Below are 16,635 nucleotides of genomic sequence, written 5' to 3'. Positions count from 1 at the left end.
ACCTAGGAGTTCCGATGAACACCACCCCGCTGCCGGAGACCACTTCCGTCGTCATCGTCGGGGCCGGTCCGGCCGGACTGACCACCGCGATCACCCTGGCCGACGCCGGTATCGACTTCGTACTGCTGGACCGGCTCGCCGAGGGCGCGAACACTTCGCGCGCCGCCGTCGTACACGCCAGGACCCTGGAGGTGCTACAGGAACTGGGCATCGCCGAGGAACTCGTCGAGCGCGGCATCGTGGTGCCGACCTTCCGGGTGCTGGACGGCAACCGCACACTGGCCACAGTGCCGTTCGGCGGACTGCCCACCGAGTACCCGTACACGCTGATGGTTCCGCAGGACACCACCGAGGCCGTACTGCTGGCACAGTTGCGCAAGGCGGGCGGAGATGTGCACCGGCCCTATCGGATCACCGAGGTCGTCGATGAAAATGACGGCGTCACAGTCGAATACGTCGATGCTGCGGGCGCGACCGGCACGATCCGCGCGGACTATGTGGTCGGCGCGGACGGTATGCACAGCGTCGTCCGTGAGCAGGCGGGTATCGGCTTCACCGGCGACACCTACCCGGAATCCTTCGTCCTCGCCGATGTCCGGATGGACTGGCCGATCGCGCGTGACGAAGTGGCACTGCACCTTTCGCCGGAGGGCGTGACGGTTGTCGCGCCGCTGCCGGACGAGACCGATCCGAATCGGTACCGGGTCGTCGCGACCGTCGACGAGACACCCGAGCACCCGGGTGTCGAGGATATTCAGAAGATCCTGGACACCCGGGGCCCCGGCGGCACCGTGAAAGTCCGTGAGGTGCTGTGGAGCTCGCGCTTCCGGGTGCACCACCGCGTCGCGGATCACTACCGCGCGGGCCGTCTGCTGCTGGCCGGCGATGCCGCACATGTGCACAGCCCGGCGGGCGGACAAGGTATGAACACCGGCATCCAGGATGCGGCCTTCCTCGGTCCGCTGCTGGCCCGGGTCGTCAGCGGCGAGCCCGACAGCGTGCTCGATACCTACGAAACCACCCGTCGCCCAGTGGCTCTCGGCGTCGTCGCCTTCACCGATCGGATGACGAAGATGGCCACCTTGCGCCCGCTCCCGGCACGCATCGTCCGCAATACCGCTATGACGGTGGCGACCAGCATCCCGGCGGTCCGGAACAAGCTGGCATTCCGCCTCGCGGAACTCGCCAACCGATAGTCCCTGCCTGAACGGCCCGCCCGGCAAGTTGCCTGGCGGGCCTTACCTATTCGCGGCCTCGACGTGGTCGACCCCGTTGGAGAAATCGACCTGACGTTCGGCATTCGACAGTGCGGTCACCACACAGGTCCCGAAAGACCCGTGCCGATCGAACAGTGTCGCGGTGCCCACCGCGACGCCCTCCGCGCTGATGTGCATATCGGCCTCGAGTCCGATTTCCCTGCCGACGGCGGCCCGCGCCAATGCCAGGGTCAGATCGGTATTGATGAATCCGATTCCGGCGCTGCCCCAATTGGTCATCATGCTGGTTCCCTCGCCGATGATGGTCGCACCGACGAATGCGGACGGCGCCTGCCCCTCGATCAACGACATCGGCACCTGCCAGGTCCGTTTGCGACTGCCGTTCTGATGTTCACCGATCCGCGTCGACCAGCCGTCGGCATGGGCATCGCTGCCCCACATCGGAGCACGGGGCAGATCCGTCGGCGGCGAGATCTCGACCGGCGGCGGCGCGGGTTGGTCCGGTCGGGTCCACAGCTCCCCCGGCGGCTGTACCGACTTCTTCAAGAAGACCGCCGTCGCCCTGGCCACATCGACACCGTCCTGCATCAGCGCGGCATCCGCGACCCGGATCCGCCGCCCGTCGCGCACCGATTCGGTGACCACCTGGACCGGCTGCCTGCGCGTCGGCCGGAACAGGTCGACGGTGAGCCTGGCCGGCACGAATCCGTCCTGACCGTGTTCACGCTCGAGCGCCTGCGCCAGCAGTCCGCAGATGGCGGGACCGTTGATCATATCCGGCGACCAGGCACTCGCGGCGAAGGGCAACGGCTCGAAGCCGAGTGTGGTCTCCTCGAAAAACCCCAGGCGAATAGCCAATTTACTTGCTGCTCGCCTCGATGTGCTCGTCGGCCGGACGCTCCTCGGTTTGCGCCTTGGCCCAACGGTAATCGGGCTTGCCCGCCGGATTGCGCTTGATCTGATCGACGAACCACACGCTGCGCGGCAGCTTGTAGGGCGCGATCTCCTGGATGAGCACCGGACGCAGTTCGTCGAGGGTGGGACGCTTGTCGCCACGACACTGCACGACCGCGGCCACCCGCTGTCCCCACCGCTCGTCCGGAACGCCGACCACGAGCGCATCGAAGATCTCGGGGTGGATCTTGAGCGCGCCCTCGACCTCCTCCGGATAGATCTTCTCGCCGCCGCTATTGATGCTCACCGAACCGCGGCCGAGCATGGTGACGGTGCCGTCCTCCTCGACCCGGGCGTAGTCGCCGGGGATGGAGTAGCGAATTCCGTTGAACTCCTTGAACGTTGCCTTGGTCTTGGCCTCGTCCTTGTAGTAGCCGACCGGGATGTGGCCGCTGCGCGCGAGGAACCCGACCTGCCCGGAGCCCGGTGCCACCGGATTGCCCTGGTCGTCGAGCACCTGGGTGGCGGCATCGATCTTCACCCGCGGGCCGCCGGTGTGGTTGGCACCCTTGGCGACAACGGAGAGACCGCCGAAGCCGGTCTCGGAGGAGCCGATGGAGTCGGTGATCATCCGGTTCGGCAGGCGTTCCAGGAACTGGTCTTTGAGCGTCGGCGAGAACAGCGCCGCACTACTGGCGATCAGATAGAGGCTCGAAAGGTCGTACGGCTCACCGGTTTCCGGATTGCCCTCGGCCAGCGCATCCATCATCGGCCGAGCCATGGCGTCACCGGTGATGAAGATGAGGTTGATCTTGTGCCGGTCGATGTGCTGCCACACGCCGTGTCCGGTGAACTCCGGAATCATCACGGCCTTACCGCCGTCGAACAGGCTGTGGAAGGTCGCGGTCTGCGAGCCGCCGTGGATCATCGGCGGAATCGGGAACCGCACCATCTGCGGATTGCCCGCACCGGTCTTGGCCTGATGCCATTCGTCCTCGACGTATTCGCCGGTGAGGAAGTTGATGCCGCCGCCGAGCACGCGCCACCAGTCCTCGTGCCGCCACATGACGCCCTTGGGCAGGCCGGTGGTGCCGCCGGTGTAGAGCATGAAGATGTCATCGGACGAGCGCTCGCCGAAGTCGCGCTCACCAGAGGACTCGGCCAGCACCGTCTCGTATTCCACCGAATCGGCTGCGGTCGCAATGGTGCCGGTCGTATCGTCGTCCACGACGATGACCGTCTTCAGCAGGGGCGTATTCGGGCGAACCCCGGCCACCCGGTCGCTGTAGCGGCGCTCGTGGATCAGCGCGACCATATCCGAATTGTCGAAAATGTACTGCAACTCGTTCTCGACGTAACGGAAGTTCACGTTGATCATCACGGCGCGCGCCTTGAAGACCGCGACCATGGCCTCGACGGCCTCGACCGTGTTCCGCGAATAGATGCCCACCTTGTCACCCGGTTGGACACCCTGTTGCAGCAGGTAGTTCGCGAGTTTATTGGCCCGCTCCTCCAGCTGCGCGTAAGTCACCTCGCGGCCGTCGTCGGCCAGCGCTACGCGGTCGGGCATCAGATCGATGGCGTGTTCGACTAGGTCCGCTATGTTGTAGCTCACAGAGCTAAAAATAGAACGTGTTACTGTTTCTGACAAGGCTGAATTTGACCCACCCCGGCCCCCTGGAAAGTCAGGAGAATCTCCCAATGCCCGATTGCCTCGTCGAGAAACGCGATCACGTCCTCATCGTCACCATGAATCGGCCCGAGGCCCGCAATGCCCTTTCGGCCGAGATGATGGCGATCATGCGCGACGCCTGGGACCAGGTGGACAACGATTCCGATATCCGCGTCGCGATCCTGACCGGTGCGGGTGGCGCGTTCTGTGCGGGCATGGACCTCAAGGCGATGACCGCACGGCACCCCGGTGACAACGCGAGCAGCTTCGATCCGACCAAATTGGAGGCGCTACTCAAGGGCCGTCGACTCACCAAACCGCTGATCGCGGCGGTGGAGGGCCCGGCCATCGCCGGTGGCACCGAAATCCTGCAGGGGACCGATATCCGGGTGGCCGCCGAAAGCGCGAAATTCGGTGTATCCGAAGCGCGTTGGGGTCTGTTTCCGCTCGGTGGCTCGGCCGTGCGGCTGGTCCGCCAGATTCCCTACACCGTCGCCGCCGACATTCTGCTGACCGGCAGGCACATCACCGCCGGCGAGGCCAAGGAGATCGGGCTGATCGGGCATGTGGTGCCGGACGGCACCGCATTGGACAAGGCGCTCGAACTCGCCGCGCAGATCGCGGCCAACGGTCCCCTCGCGGTGCAGGCGATTCTGCGCACCATTCGGGAGACCGAGGCCATGCCGGAAGAGGACGCCTTCCAGATCGAGGCGAAACTCGGCATGTCGGTCTTCCGGTCGGCCGATGCCAAAGAGGGCCCGAAGGCCTTCGCCGAGAAGCGCAAGCCCACCTTCACCGGCAGCTGAACTACGTTCGCGCCGAGGCAAGTCGAGTGGTGCCACCGGATCACTCGGGCCACCATTCGACCGGCATCGGCGTCGATCAGTTGCCGGGGTAGTCCATCCAGAAGGGCTCCCACTGGTGGCCATCCGGATCGATGAAAGTGCGGCCGAACATGCCGACCTGGGCTTCCTGGGCGCGGCGATCGTCGTTGATTTCCTCGGTGGCGCCTGCGGCCAGGGCGGCATTGGTGAGTGCGTCGACCTCCTGTGCGCTGGCCAGGGATAACGCGTACGCGCCGCCGCTGGTCGCGATCGTGTCGGCGATCGGGCGCTTGCTGAAGTTCGAATAGAAGTCCTTGGTCAGCAGCATCGCGCAGATGTTGTCGTCGATGACGATGCACGCGGCATTCTCATCGGTGAAGTCCTGATTCACCTTCCAGCCGATCGCCTCGTAGAAGTTTCTGGACCGGCCCAGGTCCGCGACGGGGAGGTTGATGAAGATCATCTTGCTGGGCATGCGGGATCCCTTACGTCGGCTTCGGCGGTCTCTATGTAGAGACGGATCGAGCGCGCGAAACTCATCGGTTCCGGGCACTGTGTGGCCGAACACATCTGCCACACCGCAGCGATGATCTTGAAACCGCTGGTAGAGGCAATTCAGGTCTCGAATGTGTCGGTGGGCTGTGGCAGGGTGACACCCATGAACGACTCCGTCGGCCTCACCCCGGAAGTCCTCGAATCCTTCGAAGGACACCGGCGGGAACTGTGCGCCTACGCCTATCGCATGCTCGGCTCCTCCTTCGAAGCGGAGGACGCGGTGCAGGAGACCTTCACCCGCGCGTGGAAGTCCTACGACTCATTCGAGGGTCGCGCCAGCCTACGGTCCTGGCTGTACAAGATCACCACCAATGTCTGCCTCGATATGCTCGACGGCCCGCAACGCCGCGCCCGGCCGATGGATCTGTCCGGTCCGTCGCGGCCGGATTCGCCGATGCCGATGCCGCAACCGGATTACGTCTGGATCGAACCGATCCCGAACGCACTGGCCTTCGGATCGGATCCGGCCGAGCACGCCTCGGCCAAGGACACATTGCGGCTGGCGTTCGTCGCGGCCTGTCAGCATCTGCCCGCTACCCAGCGCGCCATCCTGATCATGCGCGAGGTGCTGCGCTTCTCGGCCAGCGAGACGGCCGAGGCACTCACCATGTCCCCCGCCTCGGTGAACAGCGCACTGCAGCGCGCCAGGGCCACCATGTCGAAGGTGCAGCCGACCGCCACCGACACCTATGACGAAACCGATGACGATCAGCGCAAACTCGTCGACGATTTCGTCAAGGCCTTCGAGGCCTACGATATGGACACCCTGACCACCCTGCTGAAAACCGATGTGGCGCTGTCCATGCCGCCGATCGAACTCTGGGTCTCGGGCCCCGAGAATGTGGCCGCGTTCATGCTCGGCCACGGCAAGGGCTGCCGCGATTCCCGCATGATCCGGTTGGCAGGCGCCAACGGGCTGCCCGCGTTCGGCCACTACAAGCCGAGCGAGACCGAGCCTGGCGTCTGGGTGCCGTGGTCCATCACGGTGCTGGAGTTGGACGGCGACTCGATCGCCGGACTCAACTTCTTCCTCGACACCGAAAAGCTGTTCCCGCTCTTCGGTTTGGCGCCGGAACTGCGCGAAGCTGCCTGAACGAGTCGAGCCCTCCGCGCAAAGGCACGGAGGGCTCGATTCGTGTTACGACGCCGGGATGTAGCGGTCGCGGAGCTTGCGCTTGTAGAGCTTGCCGTTGGGGTCGCGAGGGAGTTCGTCCAGGTAGTCGATGGAGCGAGGCATTTTGTATTTCGCCAATTGGGCTGCGGCGAAGGCCAATAGCTCGGCGGTGAGTTCGTCGTTGCCCTCGACACCCGCGACCGGCTGGACGACGGCCTTGACCTCCTGGCCCCAATCCGGATGGGGCAGACCGAAGACCGCGACATCCTCGACCTTCGGGTGGGTGGTCAGCACGTTCTCGATCTCGGCCGGATAGATGTTCACACCGCCGGACAGGATCAGATCGGAGCGGCGGTCGTGCAGGTAGAGGTAGCCGTCCTCGTCGAGGTGGCCGATATCGCCGACCGTGAAAAGGTCACCGACCCTTGCCTCTTCGGTCTTCTCCTTGGCGTGGTGGTATTCGAAGCTGGACGCGCCCATACGCATGTAGACCAGACCGGTCTCGCCCGCGGGAACTTCGGAGCCGTCTTCCTCGCTCAGCACCTTGATCACCGACCAGGGCCAGGCCTTGCCGACCGAGCCGGGCTTCGCGAGCCATTCGGTTCCGTTGATCACCGTGCCGCCGCCCTCGGTGGCCGCGTAGTACTCGGTGACCGTCGGGCCCCACCACTCCAGCATCTGCCGCTTGGTCTCGGCCGGGCACGGCGCCGCGCCGTGCACCATGCTGCGCAGCGACGAAACGTCGTATTTGGCGCGCACATCCGCGGGCAGCGCGAGCAGGCGGTGGAATTGGGTCGGCACCATATGGCTGTGGGTGACCCGATGCTTGTCGATGAGCCGCAGCATTTCCTCGGCGTCCCAGCGATCCATCAGAACGACCTTGTGCCCCAACTGGATCGAGATCGTCGCGAAGTTCAGCACGGCGGTGTGGTACAGCGGCGAACCACAAATGTGCACGTGATCGTCGTAGGGCTTCAGCCCGAACAGGCCGAAGAAGGCGGGCGAATGCGGCGGTACGACATCGGGGTCGGTGCCGGTGAGCGGACGCCGAACGCCCTTGGGCCGCCCCGTAGTTCCCGAGGTGTAGAGCATCGGCGCGCCGGTGGTCCGGTTATCGGGGCGACCGGTATCGGCGGCACCCAGCCACGACACCGACTTGAAGCCCTCGATCTCGCCGACCGCGAAGCGCGCGGTGGCGGGCAGCCCGGCCTCATCCGCGGCGGCGATCGCGGCGGCGGCGAACCGATCGCTGGCGATGAAGGCCTTGGCCTCGCTGTCGCCGAGGATGTAGGCGACCTCCGGGCCGGTCAGATGCCAGTTCACCGCGACGATGTACAGCCCGGCCTGATAGGCCGCGAAGTAGGCGGCGACCGCCTCGACGCAGTTGTGCACCATGCTGACCAGCACGTCGCCGGGCTGCAGGCCGAGCGCCCGCAGTCCGGTGCCGTAGCGGTTTGCGAGCGTGGCCAATTCGCGATAGCTCACCTCGCGCCCGGATGGATCCACCAGTGCGATCCGATCGGGTTCCGCGTTCGCGATGTTCCAGAGACCGAGAATTTCTACTGACTCCCTCGGGGGATGGTGAGGAGGCGGAGCCGACGGGGTGGGTGAATCAGTCACCCCTACGAATCTAGAACGTGTTCTACATCTGTACAAGGGGTGCGAGCCGATGCAATTGCTCGATATCTGGAACCGACACCAGCATCTCGGTGACGCCTGCGGCTTCCCACACGCCGAGTTGCTTACGCACATGCTCCTCGTCACCGATGATCGATGTATCCAGAATCAGCTCATCCGGCACCATGGCGGCGGCCTCGGCCTTCTTTCCGGATTGGAAAAGCCTGCCGATCTCGTCGACCTCGCGCTCATAGCCCATCCGGCGGTAGACCTGGGCATGGAAATTCAGTTCGGGTGCGCCCATGCCGCCGATGTAGAGCGCCATGATCCAGCGCATCCGCTCCAACTCGCTCTTGGGATCGTCGGTGATCACCACCTGACAGCTCGCGGCAATTTCGAAATCCGCCCGCGAACGCCGTGCGCCGGCCCTGGCGAAGCCCTCGTCGAGCCAGTCGTTGTACATGCCGGCCAGCCGCGGCGCGTAGTAGATCGCCAGCCAGCCGTCGGCGATCTCGGCCGTCAGCGCCACATTCTTCGGCCCCTCCGCACCCAGCCAGATCGGCAAATCCGCTCGTAGCGGATGCACGATCGGCTTGAGCGGCTTGCCGAGTCCGGTGGCGCCGGGTCCGGTGTAGGGCAGCGGGTACTGCGGCCCGTCATTGGTGACCGGCGCCTGCCGCTCCAGAATGCGGCGAATGATGCCGACGTACTCCCTGGTGCGCTGCAACGGCTTGGCGAACGGCTGTCCGTACCAGCCCTCGACCACTTGCGGACCCGAAACGCCGAGCCCGAGGATGGCCCGGCCACCGCTGAGATGGTCCAGCGTCAGTGCGTGCATGGCCGTCGCGGCGGGCGTGCGCGCCGACAGCTGCACCACCGAGGTGCCCAGCCGCACCCGATTCGTCGACGAGCCCCACCACATCAGCGGCCCGAAGGCATCCGATCCCCAGGATTCGGCCGCGAAGACCGCGTCGAAACCGGCCGCTTCGGCGGCGACCACCATCTCACCGGCATTCTGTGGCGGCTGCGCCATCCAGTACCCGAGTTGCAATCCGAACTTCATGGGAGACCTCTTTCCAGCCAACTTCTTGCCACCAGAATAAGAACCTGTTCTACTCGATTTCGTGGCTGATGAAAATACTGCGTCGCGGAGCGACTCCTCGAGGGGTGGTGGTCGGGCGACGGGTGGGCATACCGCATCCGGGACAATCGCGGATGAGAGAGGGTCGGAATTGAACACTGCCGCGCCCGACGTACTCAGTGCACCCCTCCGGGTGCAATTCGACTACACGCGATCGGTCGGACCGACCATCGGCACCTTCCTGGCCAAGCTGCGCGCCCGCCGGATCGCCGGTGTGCGTGGCTCGGACGGGCGGGTATTGGTGCCGCCGCCCGAATACGATCCGGTCACCTCCGCACCGCTGACCGAATTCGTCGATGTGGCCGATACCGGCACCGTCCAGTCGTGGACCTTCGTGCGCGATCCGCTGCCCGGTCAGCCGTTCGACCGCCCGTTCGCCTGGGCACTGATCAAGCTCGACGGCGCGGACACCACGCTGCTGCACGCCGTCGATGTTTCCACACCCGAGGACATCCACACCGGACTGCGCGTGGTCGCACGCTGGGCCGAGGAGACCATCGGCAGCATCAAGGACATCGCCTGCTTCGAACCGGGCGAGACGTCCACCGCACCGGCGGAATCCAGCGCGGACGGCGAGCCGATCGAGGTGCTCATCACCCCGGTCGACCTGCAGTACATGCACAGCGCGTCGCCGCAGGAGACCATCTACCTGCGCGGTCTGGCCGAGGGCAAGCTGCTCGGCGGGCGCACGGACGCCGCGGGCAAGGTGTACTTCCCGCCGCGCGGCGCCAATCCGACCGACGGCAGGCCGACCGACGAAATCGTCCAACTGCCCGACCGCGGCATCGTCACCACCTTCTGCATCGTGAATGTGCCGTTCATGGGCCAGCGGATCAAACCGCCGTACGTGGCCGCATATGTGCTGCTCGACGGCGCGGATATCCCGGTGCTGCACCTGGTGCTCGGATGCGACGCGAGCGAGGTGCGGATGGGCATGCGGGTGGAGGCGGTGTGGAAACCGCGCGAGGAGTGGGGCTTCGGGCTCAGCAATGTGGACCACTTCCGACCCACCGGCGAGCCGGATGCCGACTACGAGACCTATAAGCACCATCTCTGAGAGGCCACGTTGACGAACAACGATACCGACATCGCGGTTGTGGGCTTCGCTCACGCACCGCATGTGCCGGAGACCTTCGGCACCACCAATGGTGTCGAGATGCTGGTGCCGATCTTCCAGCAGCTCTACGCCCGACTCGGCATTACCAAGTCCGATATCGACTTCTGGTGCTCGGGTTCCTCGGATTACCTTGCCGGCCGCGCCTTCTCGTTCATCTCGGCGGTCGATGCCATCGGCGCGGTGCCGCCGATCAACGAATCGCATGTCGAAATGGACGCCGCGTGGGCGCTCTACGAGGCATTCGTGAAACTCCGCTCCGGCCAGGCGCAGACGGCGCTGGTGTACGGGTTCGGCAAGTCCTCGGCGGGTACGCTGCGCCAGGTTCTGACCATGCAGCTCGATCCGTATCTGGTCACTCCGCTGTGGCCGGACGCACTTTCCATCGCGGGTCTGCAGGCGCAGGCCGGACTGGATGCGGGACGCTGGACCGAGCGCGATATGGCGGCGGTGGCCGCCGGTGATTCCGGCGATATCGAAACTCTGCTCGCCACACCGTATGTCGCCGATCCGCTGCGCGCGCACGATGTCGCACCGGTCACCGACGGCGCGGCAGCCATTGTGCTCGCGGTCGGCGACCGGGCGCGCGAACTGTGCGAGCGTCCGGCCTGGATCACCGGCATGGCGCATCGGGTGGACACCCCCAATCTCGGCGCCCGCGATCTGACCGTCTCTGCGTCGACTTCCGCGGCGGCACAGTCGGTTACCGGCGGCGATACCAGCGGCTTCGATATCGCCGAACTGCATGCGCAGTTCAGCCATCAGCAGCTGATTCTCGCCGAGGCCATCGGCCTGCGGTCCGAGACCAAGGTGAATCCGTCGGGCGGCGCACTCGCCGCCAATCCGATGTTCTCGGCGGGTCTGGAGCGCATCGGCTTCGCGGCCGAGGCGATTATCGCGGGTACCGCGAATCGCGCGCTCGCCCATGCCAGCAGCGGTCCGGCCCTGCAACAGAACCTGGTAGCCGTTTTGGATTCGGAGGCGAGCCGATGAGTTTCCCTGCTGCGGTGCTCGGCACCGGACAAACCCATCACGTGACGAAACGAACCGATGTGTCCATGGCGGGCATGTGCCGCGAGGCGATCGATCGTGCACTCGTCGATGCCGGACTCACCATCGCCGATATCGATGCGGTGGTGGTCGGTAAGGCGCCGGACTTCTTCGAGGGTGTCATGATGCCCGAGCTGTATATGGCGGATGCGTTGGGCGCCACCGGAAAACCGCTGCTGCGCGTGCACACCGCCGGATCCGTCGGCGGCTCCACCGGTATCGTCGCCGCCAATCTGGTGCAGGCCGGGGTGCACAAGCGCGTGCTCGCGATCGCCTGGGAGAAGCAGTCGGAATCGAATGCCATGTGGGCGTTGTCGTTTCCGGTGCCCTTCACCATGCCGGTCGGTGCGGGTGCGGGCGGCTACTTCGCACCACACGTGCGTTCCTACATCCGCCGTTCGAATGCGCCGGGCCATATCGGCGCGATGGTGGCGGTGAAGGATCGCCGCAACGGCGCGAAGAATCCGCTGGCCCATCTGCACCAGCCGGATATCACGCTGGAGAAGGTGCTCTCCTCCCAAATGCTGTGGGATCCCATCCGATTCGACGAGACCTGCCCGTCCTCGGACGGTGCGTGCGCCGTGGTGATCGGTGACGAGGATGCCGCGAAGGCCGTCGAGGCCACCGGTAAGAAGGTCGCGTGGGTGCACGGCACCGCCATGCGCACCGAGCCGACCACCTTCGCCGGACGCGATCAGGTCAATCCACAGGCCGGACAGGATGCGGCGGCCGCACTGTGGCAGGCCGCCGGAATCACCGACCCGCTCAACGAAATCGATGTCGCCGAGATCTACGTGCCGTTCTCCTGGTTCGAGCCGATGTGGCTGGAGAACCTGGGCTTCGTCCCGCAGGGTGACGGCTGGAAGCTCACCGATAAGGGTGAGACCGAGATCGGCGGCACGCTGCCGGTCAATCCGTCCGGCGGCGTGCTCTCCTCGAATCCGATCGGCGCCTCCGGGCTCATCCGATTCGCCGAGGCCGCCAAGCAGGTCATGGGCCGGGCCGGGGACTACCAGGTCGCGAATGCCAAGAAGGCGCTCGGACACGCGTATGGCGGTGGGTCGCAGTACTTCTCGATGTGGGTGGTCGGCTCGGAGCAGCCGAACTGATGACCGCGCTGAAGTTCACCGTCGGTATCGCGCTGAGTCCGCTGGAGCAGCTACCGGAATTGGCGAAAACCGCTGAGGAGTGCGGGTTTTCGTCGATCGCACTACCGGATTCACTGTTCTATATGAAGTCGGCGGCCGCGAAGTACCCCTACACCGCCGACGGCAGCCGCTTCTGGGGCCCGGAGACACCGTGGGTCGACCCGCTCATCGGTGCGACCGCCATGGCGGCGGTGACCAGCCGGATTCGCTTCTACACCAACGTGCTCAAGCTCGGCTCACGCAATCCGCTGCTGCTTGCACGCCAGGTGGGCTCGGTCGCCAACCTGTCCGGTAACCGGTTCGGGTTCGGTGTCGGAATCGGCTGGGCACCTGAGGAATTCGAATGGTGCGGCGTGCCCTACGCCGACCGCGGCGCACGGGTCGACGAGATGATCGAGGTCATCAAGCTGGTACTCGGCGGCGGCATGGTCGAGTACCACGGGAAGTTCTTCGACTTCGAGCCGCTGCAGATCAGCCCGGCGCCGAGCGAGCCGGTGCCGTTCTACATCGGCGGCCACACCGCGCCCGCACTGCGCCGGGCAGCCAAGGTCGGTGACGGCTGGACCTCGGCGATGATGACCTACGACGAACTGTGCGTCACCATCGGCAAGCTCGGCGCACTGCGCACCGAATTCGGCCGGGAGAGTGCACCTTTCGAAATCCAGGCGGTGTGCATCGACAAGTTCGGGCGCTCCGGTTATCAGGATCTGGCCGATGCCGGGGTGACCGATGCGATCGTGGTCCCGTGGCTGGCCGACGGCATCGGCTTCGACGGTGAGCTGGCGGCAAAGCAGGATTCGCTGCGCCGCTTCGCCGCGAAGAATATCGAGGACCCCATCGTCGCGAAGGCACGCGTATGAGTACTTCCGAACATCCAGCAAGGACCGCCGGACTCGCCTCGCAGGCCGCGGTGCGGGCCAGGGACAAGCAGGCCTGGGTCGATCTGTTCGCAACCGACGGCATTGTCGAAGATCCCATCGGCCCTTCAGGTTTCGATCCGGAAGGCAAGGGCCATCGCGGTAAGGAGGCCATCGCGGCCTTCTGGGATATGGCGATCGCGAAGACCGATTCGATCGAGTTCCTGTTCGAGGACTCCTTCGCCTGCGGTAACGAGATCGCCTTCACCGGTCTGATCCGCACCAAGATGGGCGGGCACCAGATCGATGCCGAGGGCGTATTCACCTACAAGGTCGACGAATCAGGCAAAATCGCCGCGCTGCGGGCCTTCTGGGAGGTCGACCGCGCCATGGCTACGGCCGAACCGATTACCTGAGCGCGCTGCCTCTCCCCTCGGGGGCAGCACAACAAGGGCCCTCGCACCGGCTATTGGGCAAACCGGTGCGGGGGCCCTTATCTGTCACCGAGGGCCGGGGACCCAGGCTGCCGACACAAGCCTGGATCCCCGGCGATTCAGTGCGCGACCGGGCAGCCCGAGGCCTTGTAGTCGACCTGGAATTCCTTGACCCCGTTGAGCCAGCCGGAACGCAGCCGCTTGGGGTCACCGAGCTTGGTGATATCGGGCATGGCGTCGGCAATGGCGTTGAAGATCAGATCGACCTCCATCCGCGCCAGATTGGCGCCGATGCAGAAGTGCGCGCCGGTACCGCCGAAGGACAAGTGCTGATTGTCCTTTCGCATGATGTCGAATTTCTCCGCGTTCTCGAAGACCTCTTCGTCGAAGTTGGCCGAGCGGTAGAGCATGACCACCCGCTGGCCCTTCTTGATCTGCACGCCACCGAGTTCGGTGTCCTCCAGCGCGGTCCGCTGGAACGAAGTGACCGGGGTGGCCCAGCGAATGATCTCGTCGGCGGCGGTGGCCGGACGCTCCTTCTTGAACAGCTCCCACTGCTCCGGATGCTCCAGGAAGGCCGCCATGCCGTGGGTGATCGCATTGCGGGTGGTCTCATTGCCCGCGACGGCCAGCATGATCACGAAGAAGCCGAACTCCTCCGGCGTCAGCTCATCGCCGTCGACATCCGCCTCGATCAGCTTGGTCACGATATCGTCGGCCGGGCATTCCTTACGCGCCGCGGCCATTTGGTACGCGTAGCCGAGCACCTCGGCGGAGGCGGCGACCGGATCGGCCGTGCTCTCCGGATCGTCATAGCCGGTCATATCGTTCGACCAGGTGAAGACCTTCCTGCGGTCCTCCTGCGGGATGCCGATCAACTCGGCGATGGCCTGCAGCGGCAGTTCGGAGGCGACCTGGGTGACGAAGTCGCCCGCGCCGTTCTCCATCGCTTCCTTCACGATGGCCTCGGCTCTGGTCTTCAGTTCGGCACGCAGGCCGTTGATCACGCGCGGGGTGAAGCCGCGGGAGATGATCTTGCGCAGTTTGGTGTGCTGCGGTGCGTCCATGTTCAACAGGACGAAGCGCTGCAATTCGATCTGCTCGCGGGTGATGTCGTCGTTGAAGCGCGGGATCGCGGTGTTTTCGAAGGTGGAGAACACCTCGCTGCGACGCGACACCTCCTTGACGTCCGCATGCTTGCTCACCACCCAGAAGCCTTCGTCGTGAAAGCCGCCGACCTCGGGGGGCTGTGGATTCCACCAGATCGGTGCGGTACGGCGCAGTTCGGCGTACTCCTCGACCGGAACACGCTCGGCATAAATGTCCGGGTCCGTGAAATCGAACCCATCCGGCAGATTTGGCCGGGCATTCCGCTGGTCTACCACCAGATGTCTCCTTCGACAAACTGAAACACGTTCTACAATCATTCAAGCATAGGCTGCATAATGAGGGAAGAACAGGACAGATTCCGCCGTCACAGGCGTGAACACACGTTTCAGTTTCTGTCCCAGAGGAAAGGTTGGACATGGGCACACCCGTCATCGTCGAGGCCGCTCGCACCCCCATCGGCAAGCGCGGCGGCTGGCTCGCCGGTCTGCACGCCGCCGAACTGCTCGGCGTCGCCCAGCGCGGATTGCTCGAGCAGGCGCACCTGGATCCCGCGGCGGTGGAACAGGTCATCGGCGGCTGCGTCACCCAGGCCGGCGAACAGTCCAATAACGTGACCCGCGTCGCCTGGCTGCACGCCGGACTGCCGTGGCAGGTCGGCGCCACCACCATCGACGCGCAGTGCGGATCGGCGCAGCAGGCCAACCATCTGATCGCCGGACTGATCGCGACCGGCGCCATCGATATCGGCATGGCCTGCGGCGTGGAGGCGATGAGCCGAGTTCCGTTGGGCGCCAACGTCGGCGAAAACGCGGGCCCGCGTCGCCCGGCCTCCTGGAATATCGATCTGCCGAATCAATTCGAGGCTGCCGAGCGTATTGCCAAGCGGCGCGGCTTCACTCGCGACGATCTCGATGAACTCGGCGTCCGCTCGCAGCGGCTGGCCGCCCAGGCCTGGGCCGAGGGACGCTTCGATCGCGAGGTGCTCACCGTGACCGCGCCCGCCGTCGACAAGGAAGGCAAGCTCACCGGCGAAAAGCTGGACGTGACAAGGGATCAGGGCCTGCGCGACACCTCGCCCGAGGGCTTGGCCAAGCTGAAGCCGGTACTCGAGGGTGGAATCCACACCGCGGGCACCTCCTCGCAGATCTCCGACGGCGCGGCCGCCGTACTGCTGATGGACGAAAAGGCCGCGCAGCGAGCGGGTTTGCGCCCGCGCGCGCGGATCGTGAGCCAGGTGCTCGTCGGCGCGGAGCCCGAGTTCCATCTCGACGGTCCGGTGCAGGCCTGCACGCGGCTGCTCGAACGCTCCGGAATGAATATCGGCGACATCGACCTTTTCGAGATCAATGAAGCCTTTGCGGCAGTGGCACTTTCATGGGCTTCTGTACACAAACCAGACATGGACCGGGTGAATGTAAACGGTGGCGCGATTGCCCTCGGACATCCCGTCGGTTCAACCGGATCTCGGCTCATCACAACGGCTTTGCACGAACTGGAGCGATCCGGCGGCAGCACCGCGATGGTGCTCATGTGCGCAGGTGGCGCATTGGCGACAGGCACCATCATCGAGCGTTTGTAGCAGTTTCAACCAATTCTGCTCCAAAGTTGAACGTTCATCCCAATGAGCCCAAAACGTGTCGTACGCCACACAAACTCCAGTACAGGCACGTAGATGACCTATCAGCTATCTTTTCGCTATCATAGACCTATCGGGGAAGACCCTCGCGACGGGCCAGAACCGGTTCACACCACCCCTTCTCAAGAGCCGTTGGCGTGACCCGCAAACGCAACCGTCGCAGTGACTTCACCGGAGCGGTACCTAGAAGCTTCAAGGAAATCCTGAATCAGGCGTAGGTTTTCAGTTACTGAGCCGCTAATATCAATGATA

15 protein-coding genes are annotated in these 16,635 nt (G+C 64.9%); 9 read left to right on the top strand and 6 right to left on the bottom strand.

What is annotated here, in order from left to right; all coding sequences use genetic code 11:
• Positions 1-14: 14 nt before the first annotated feature.
• Complete coding sequence (locus tag ACZ60G_RS32315; protein WP_465814970.1) at positions 15-1,196, top strand: FAD-dependent oxidoreductase; 1,182 nt, start codon at positions 15-17, stop codon at positions 1,194-1,196.
• Positions 1,197-1,238: 42 nt separating this feature from the next.
• On the opposite strand, the gene ACZ60G_RS32310 is transcribed toward ACZ60G_RS32315, so the two are convergent.
• Together ACZ60G_RS32310 and ACZ60G_RS32305 are read right to left on the bottom strand one after the other, a co-directional pair.
• Positions 1,239-2,069, bottom strand: coding sequence for a thioesterase family protein (locus ACZ60G_RS32310; protein WP_465815026.1), 831 nt, complete (start codon positions 2,067-2,069; stop codon positions 1,239-1,241).
• Positions 2,070-2,076: 7 nt separating this feature from the next.
• The gene (locus ACZ60G_RS32305; protein ID WP_465814968.1) at positions 2,077-3,726 is read right to left on the bottom strand and encodes an acyl-CoA synthetase; all 1,650 of its coding nucleotides are present in this window, start codon (positions 3,724-3,726) and stop codon (positions 2,077-2,079) included.
• An 86-nt stretch (positions 3,727-3,812) separates the two neighbouring features.
• On the opposite strand from ACZ60G_RS32305, the gene ACZ60G_RS32300 reads away from it, so the two are divergent.
• On the top strand, positions 3,813-4,589 hold the full coding sequence (locus ACZ60G_RS32300; protein WP_465814966.1) for a crotonase/enoyl-CoA hydratase family protein: 777 nt from the start codon (positions 3,813-3,815) through the stop codon (positions 4,587-4,589).
• A gap of 76 nt (positions 4,590-4,665) precedes the next feature.
• On the opposite strand, the gene ACZ60G_RS32295 is transcribed toward ACZ60G_RS32300, so the two are convergent.
• Positions 4,666-5,082 (bottom strand): VOC family protein, encoded by a 417-nt coding sequence (locus tag ACZ60G_RS32295; protein ID WP_387286451.1) that lies wholly within the window; start codon positions 5,080-5,082, stop codon positions 4,666-4,668.
• Between the two features lie 183 nt (positions 5,083-5,265).
• Between ACZ60G_RS32295 and ACZ60G_RS32290 the strand changes: the two genes are divergently transcribed.
• Positions 5,266-6,255, top strand: coding sequence for a sigma-70 family RNA polymerase sigma factor (locus tag ACZ60G_RS32290; protein ID WP_465814964.1), 990 nt, complete (start codon positions 5,266-5,268; stop codon positions 6,253-6,255).
• Between the two features lie 45 nt (positions 6,256-6,300).
• Here the strand turns inward: ACZ60G_RS32290 and ACZ60G_RS32285 are convergent, their stop codons facing one another.
• Together ACZ60G_RS32285 and ACZ60G_RS32280 are read right to left on the bottom strand one after the other, a co-directional pair.
• Positions 6,301-7,833: an acyl-CoA synthetase gene (locus ACZ60G_RS32285; RefSeq protein ID WP_465815024.1), complete on the bottom strand. Its 1,533-nt coding sequence runs from the start codon at positions 7,831-7,833 to the stop codon at positions 6,301-6,303.
• 85 nt (positions 7,834-7,918) lie between these two features.
• Positions 7,919-8,956 (bottom strand): LLM class F420-dependent oxidoreductase, encoded by a 1,038-nt coding sequence (locus tag ACZ60G_RS32280; protein WP_387286455.1) that lies wholly within the window; start codon positions 8,954-8,956, stop codon positions 7,919-7,921.
• A gap of 169 nt (positions 8,957-9,125) precedes the next feature.
• On the opposite strand from ACZ60G_RS32280, the gene ACZ60G_RS32275 reads away from it, so the two are divergent.
• From ACZ60G_RS32275 to ACZ60G_RS32255, 5 genes are read left to right on the top strand one after another with little or no spacing between them, the layout of a single operon-like run.
• Positions 9,126-10,091: a Zn-ribbon domain-containing OB-fold protein gene (locus tag ACZ60G_RS32275; RefSeq protein WP_465814962.1), complete on the top strand. Its 966-nt coding sequence runs from the start codon at positions 9,126-9,128 to the stop codon at positions 10,089-10,091.
• A 9-nt stretch (positions 10,092-10,100) separates the two neighbouring features.
• Positions 10,101-11,141, top strand: a complete 1,041-nt coding sequence (locus tag ACZ60G_RS32270) for a thiolase domain-containing protein (RefSeq protein WP_465814960.1) — start codon at positions 10,101-10,103, stop codon at positions 11,139-11,141.
• A complete protein-coding gene (locus ACZ60G_RS32265; RefSeq protein WP_387286459.1) occupies positions 11,138-12,307 on the top strand; it encodes a thiolase domain-containing protein in 1,170 nt (389 codons plus the stop codon). Before ACZ60G_RS32270 ends, ACZ60G_RS32265 begins: the two co-directional genes overlap by 4 nt.
• Positions 12,308-12,315: 8 nt before the next feature.
• On the top strand, positions 12,316-13,206 hold the full coding sequence (locus ACZ60G_RS32260; protein WP_465815023.1) for a TIGR03619 family F420-dependent LLM class oxidoreductase: 891 nt from the start codon (positions 12,316-12,318) through the stop codon (positions 13,204-13,206).
• Positions 13,203-13,619 (top strand): nuclear transport factor 2 family protein, encoded by a 417-nt coding sequence (locus ACZ60G_RS32255; protein ID WP_433599996.1) that lies wholly within the window; start codon positions 13,203-13,205, stop codon positions 13,617-13,619. Before ACZ60G_RS32260 ends, ACZ60G_RS32255 begins: the two co-directional genes overlap by 4 nt.
• Before the next feature lie 137 nt (positions 13,620-13,756).
• Here ACZ60G_RS32255 and ACZ60G_RS32250 read toward each other — a convergent pair whose 3' ends face one another.
• Entirely contained in the window at positions 13,757-15,064 is a 1,308-nt protein-coding gene (locus ACZ60G_RS32250; protein ID WP_465814957.1) for a cytochrome P450, read from the bottom strand.
• Positions 15,065-15,162: 98 nt separating this feature from the next.
• Here ACZ60G_RS32250 and ACZ60G_RS32245 point away from each other — a divergent pair, with 98 nt between their 5' ends.
• The gene (locus ACZ60G_RS32245; protein WP_465814955.1) at positions 15,163-16,326 is read left to right on the top strand and encodes a steroid 3-ketoacyl-CoA thiolase; all 1,164 of its coding nucleotides are present in this window, start codon (positions 15,163-15,165) and stop codon (positions 16,324-16,326) included.
• Positions 16,327-16,635 lie beyond the last annotated feature (309 nt).

This window comes from Nocardia sp. NPDC102475 (assembly GCF_055584605.1).
Note: the sequence above shows the minus strand (reverse complement) of the source record. Positions and strands in the feature narration are given on the sequence as shown.

Coding starts and splice junctions, on each gene's coding strand:
- ACZ60G_RS32315 (WP_465814970.1), top strand. CDS start 15: ATGAACACCACCCCGCTGCCGGAGACCACTTCCGTCGTCATCGTCGGG.
- ACZ60G_RS32300 (WP_465814966.1), top strand. CDS start 3,813: ATGCCCGATTGCCTCGTCGAGAAACGCGATCACGTCCTCATCGTCACC.
- ACZ60G_RS32295 (WP_387286451.1), bottom strand. CDS start 5,082: ATGCCCAGCAAGATGATCTTCATCAACCTCCCCGTCGCGGACCTGGGC.
- ACZ60G_RS32290 (WP_465814964.1), top strand. CDS start 5,266: ATGAACGACTCCGTCGGCCTCACCCCGGAAGTCCTCGAATCCTTCGAA.
- ACZ60G_RS32280 (WP_387286455.1), bottom strand. CDS start 8,956: ATGAAGTTCGGATTGCAACTCGGGTACTGGATGGCGCAGCCGCCACAG.
- ACZ60G_RS32265 (WP_387286459.1), top strand. CDS start 11,138: ATGAGTTTCCCTGCTGCGGTGCTCGGCACCGGACAAACCCATCACGTG.
- ACZ60G_RS32255 (WP_433599996.1), top strand. CDS start 13,203: ATGAGTACTTCCGAACATCCAGCAAGGACCGCCGGACTCGCCTCGCAG.
- ACZ60G_RS32250 (WP_465814957.1), bottom strand. CDS start 15,064: ATGATTGTAGAACGTGTTTCAGTTTGTCGAAGGAGACATCTGGTGGTA.
- ACZ60G_RS32245 (WP_465814955.1), top strand. CDS start 15,163: ATGGGCACACCCGTCATCGTCGAGGCCGCTCGCACCCCCATCGGCAAG.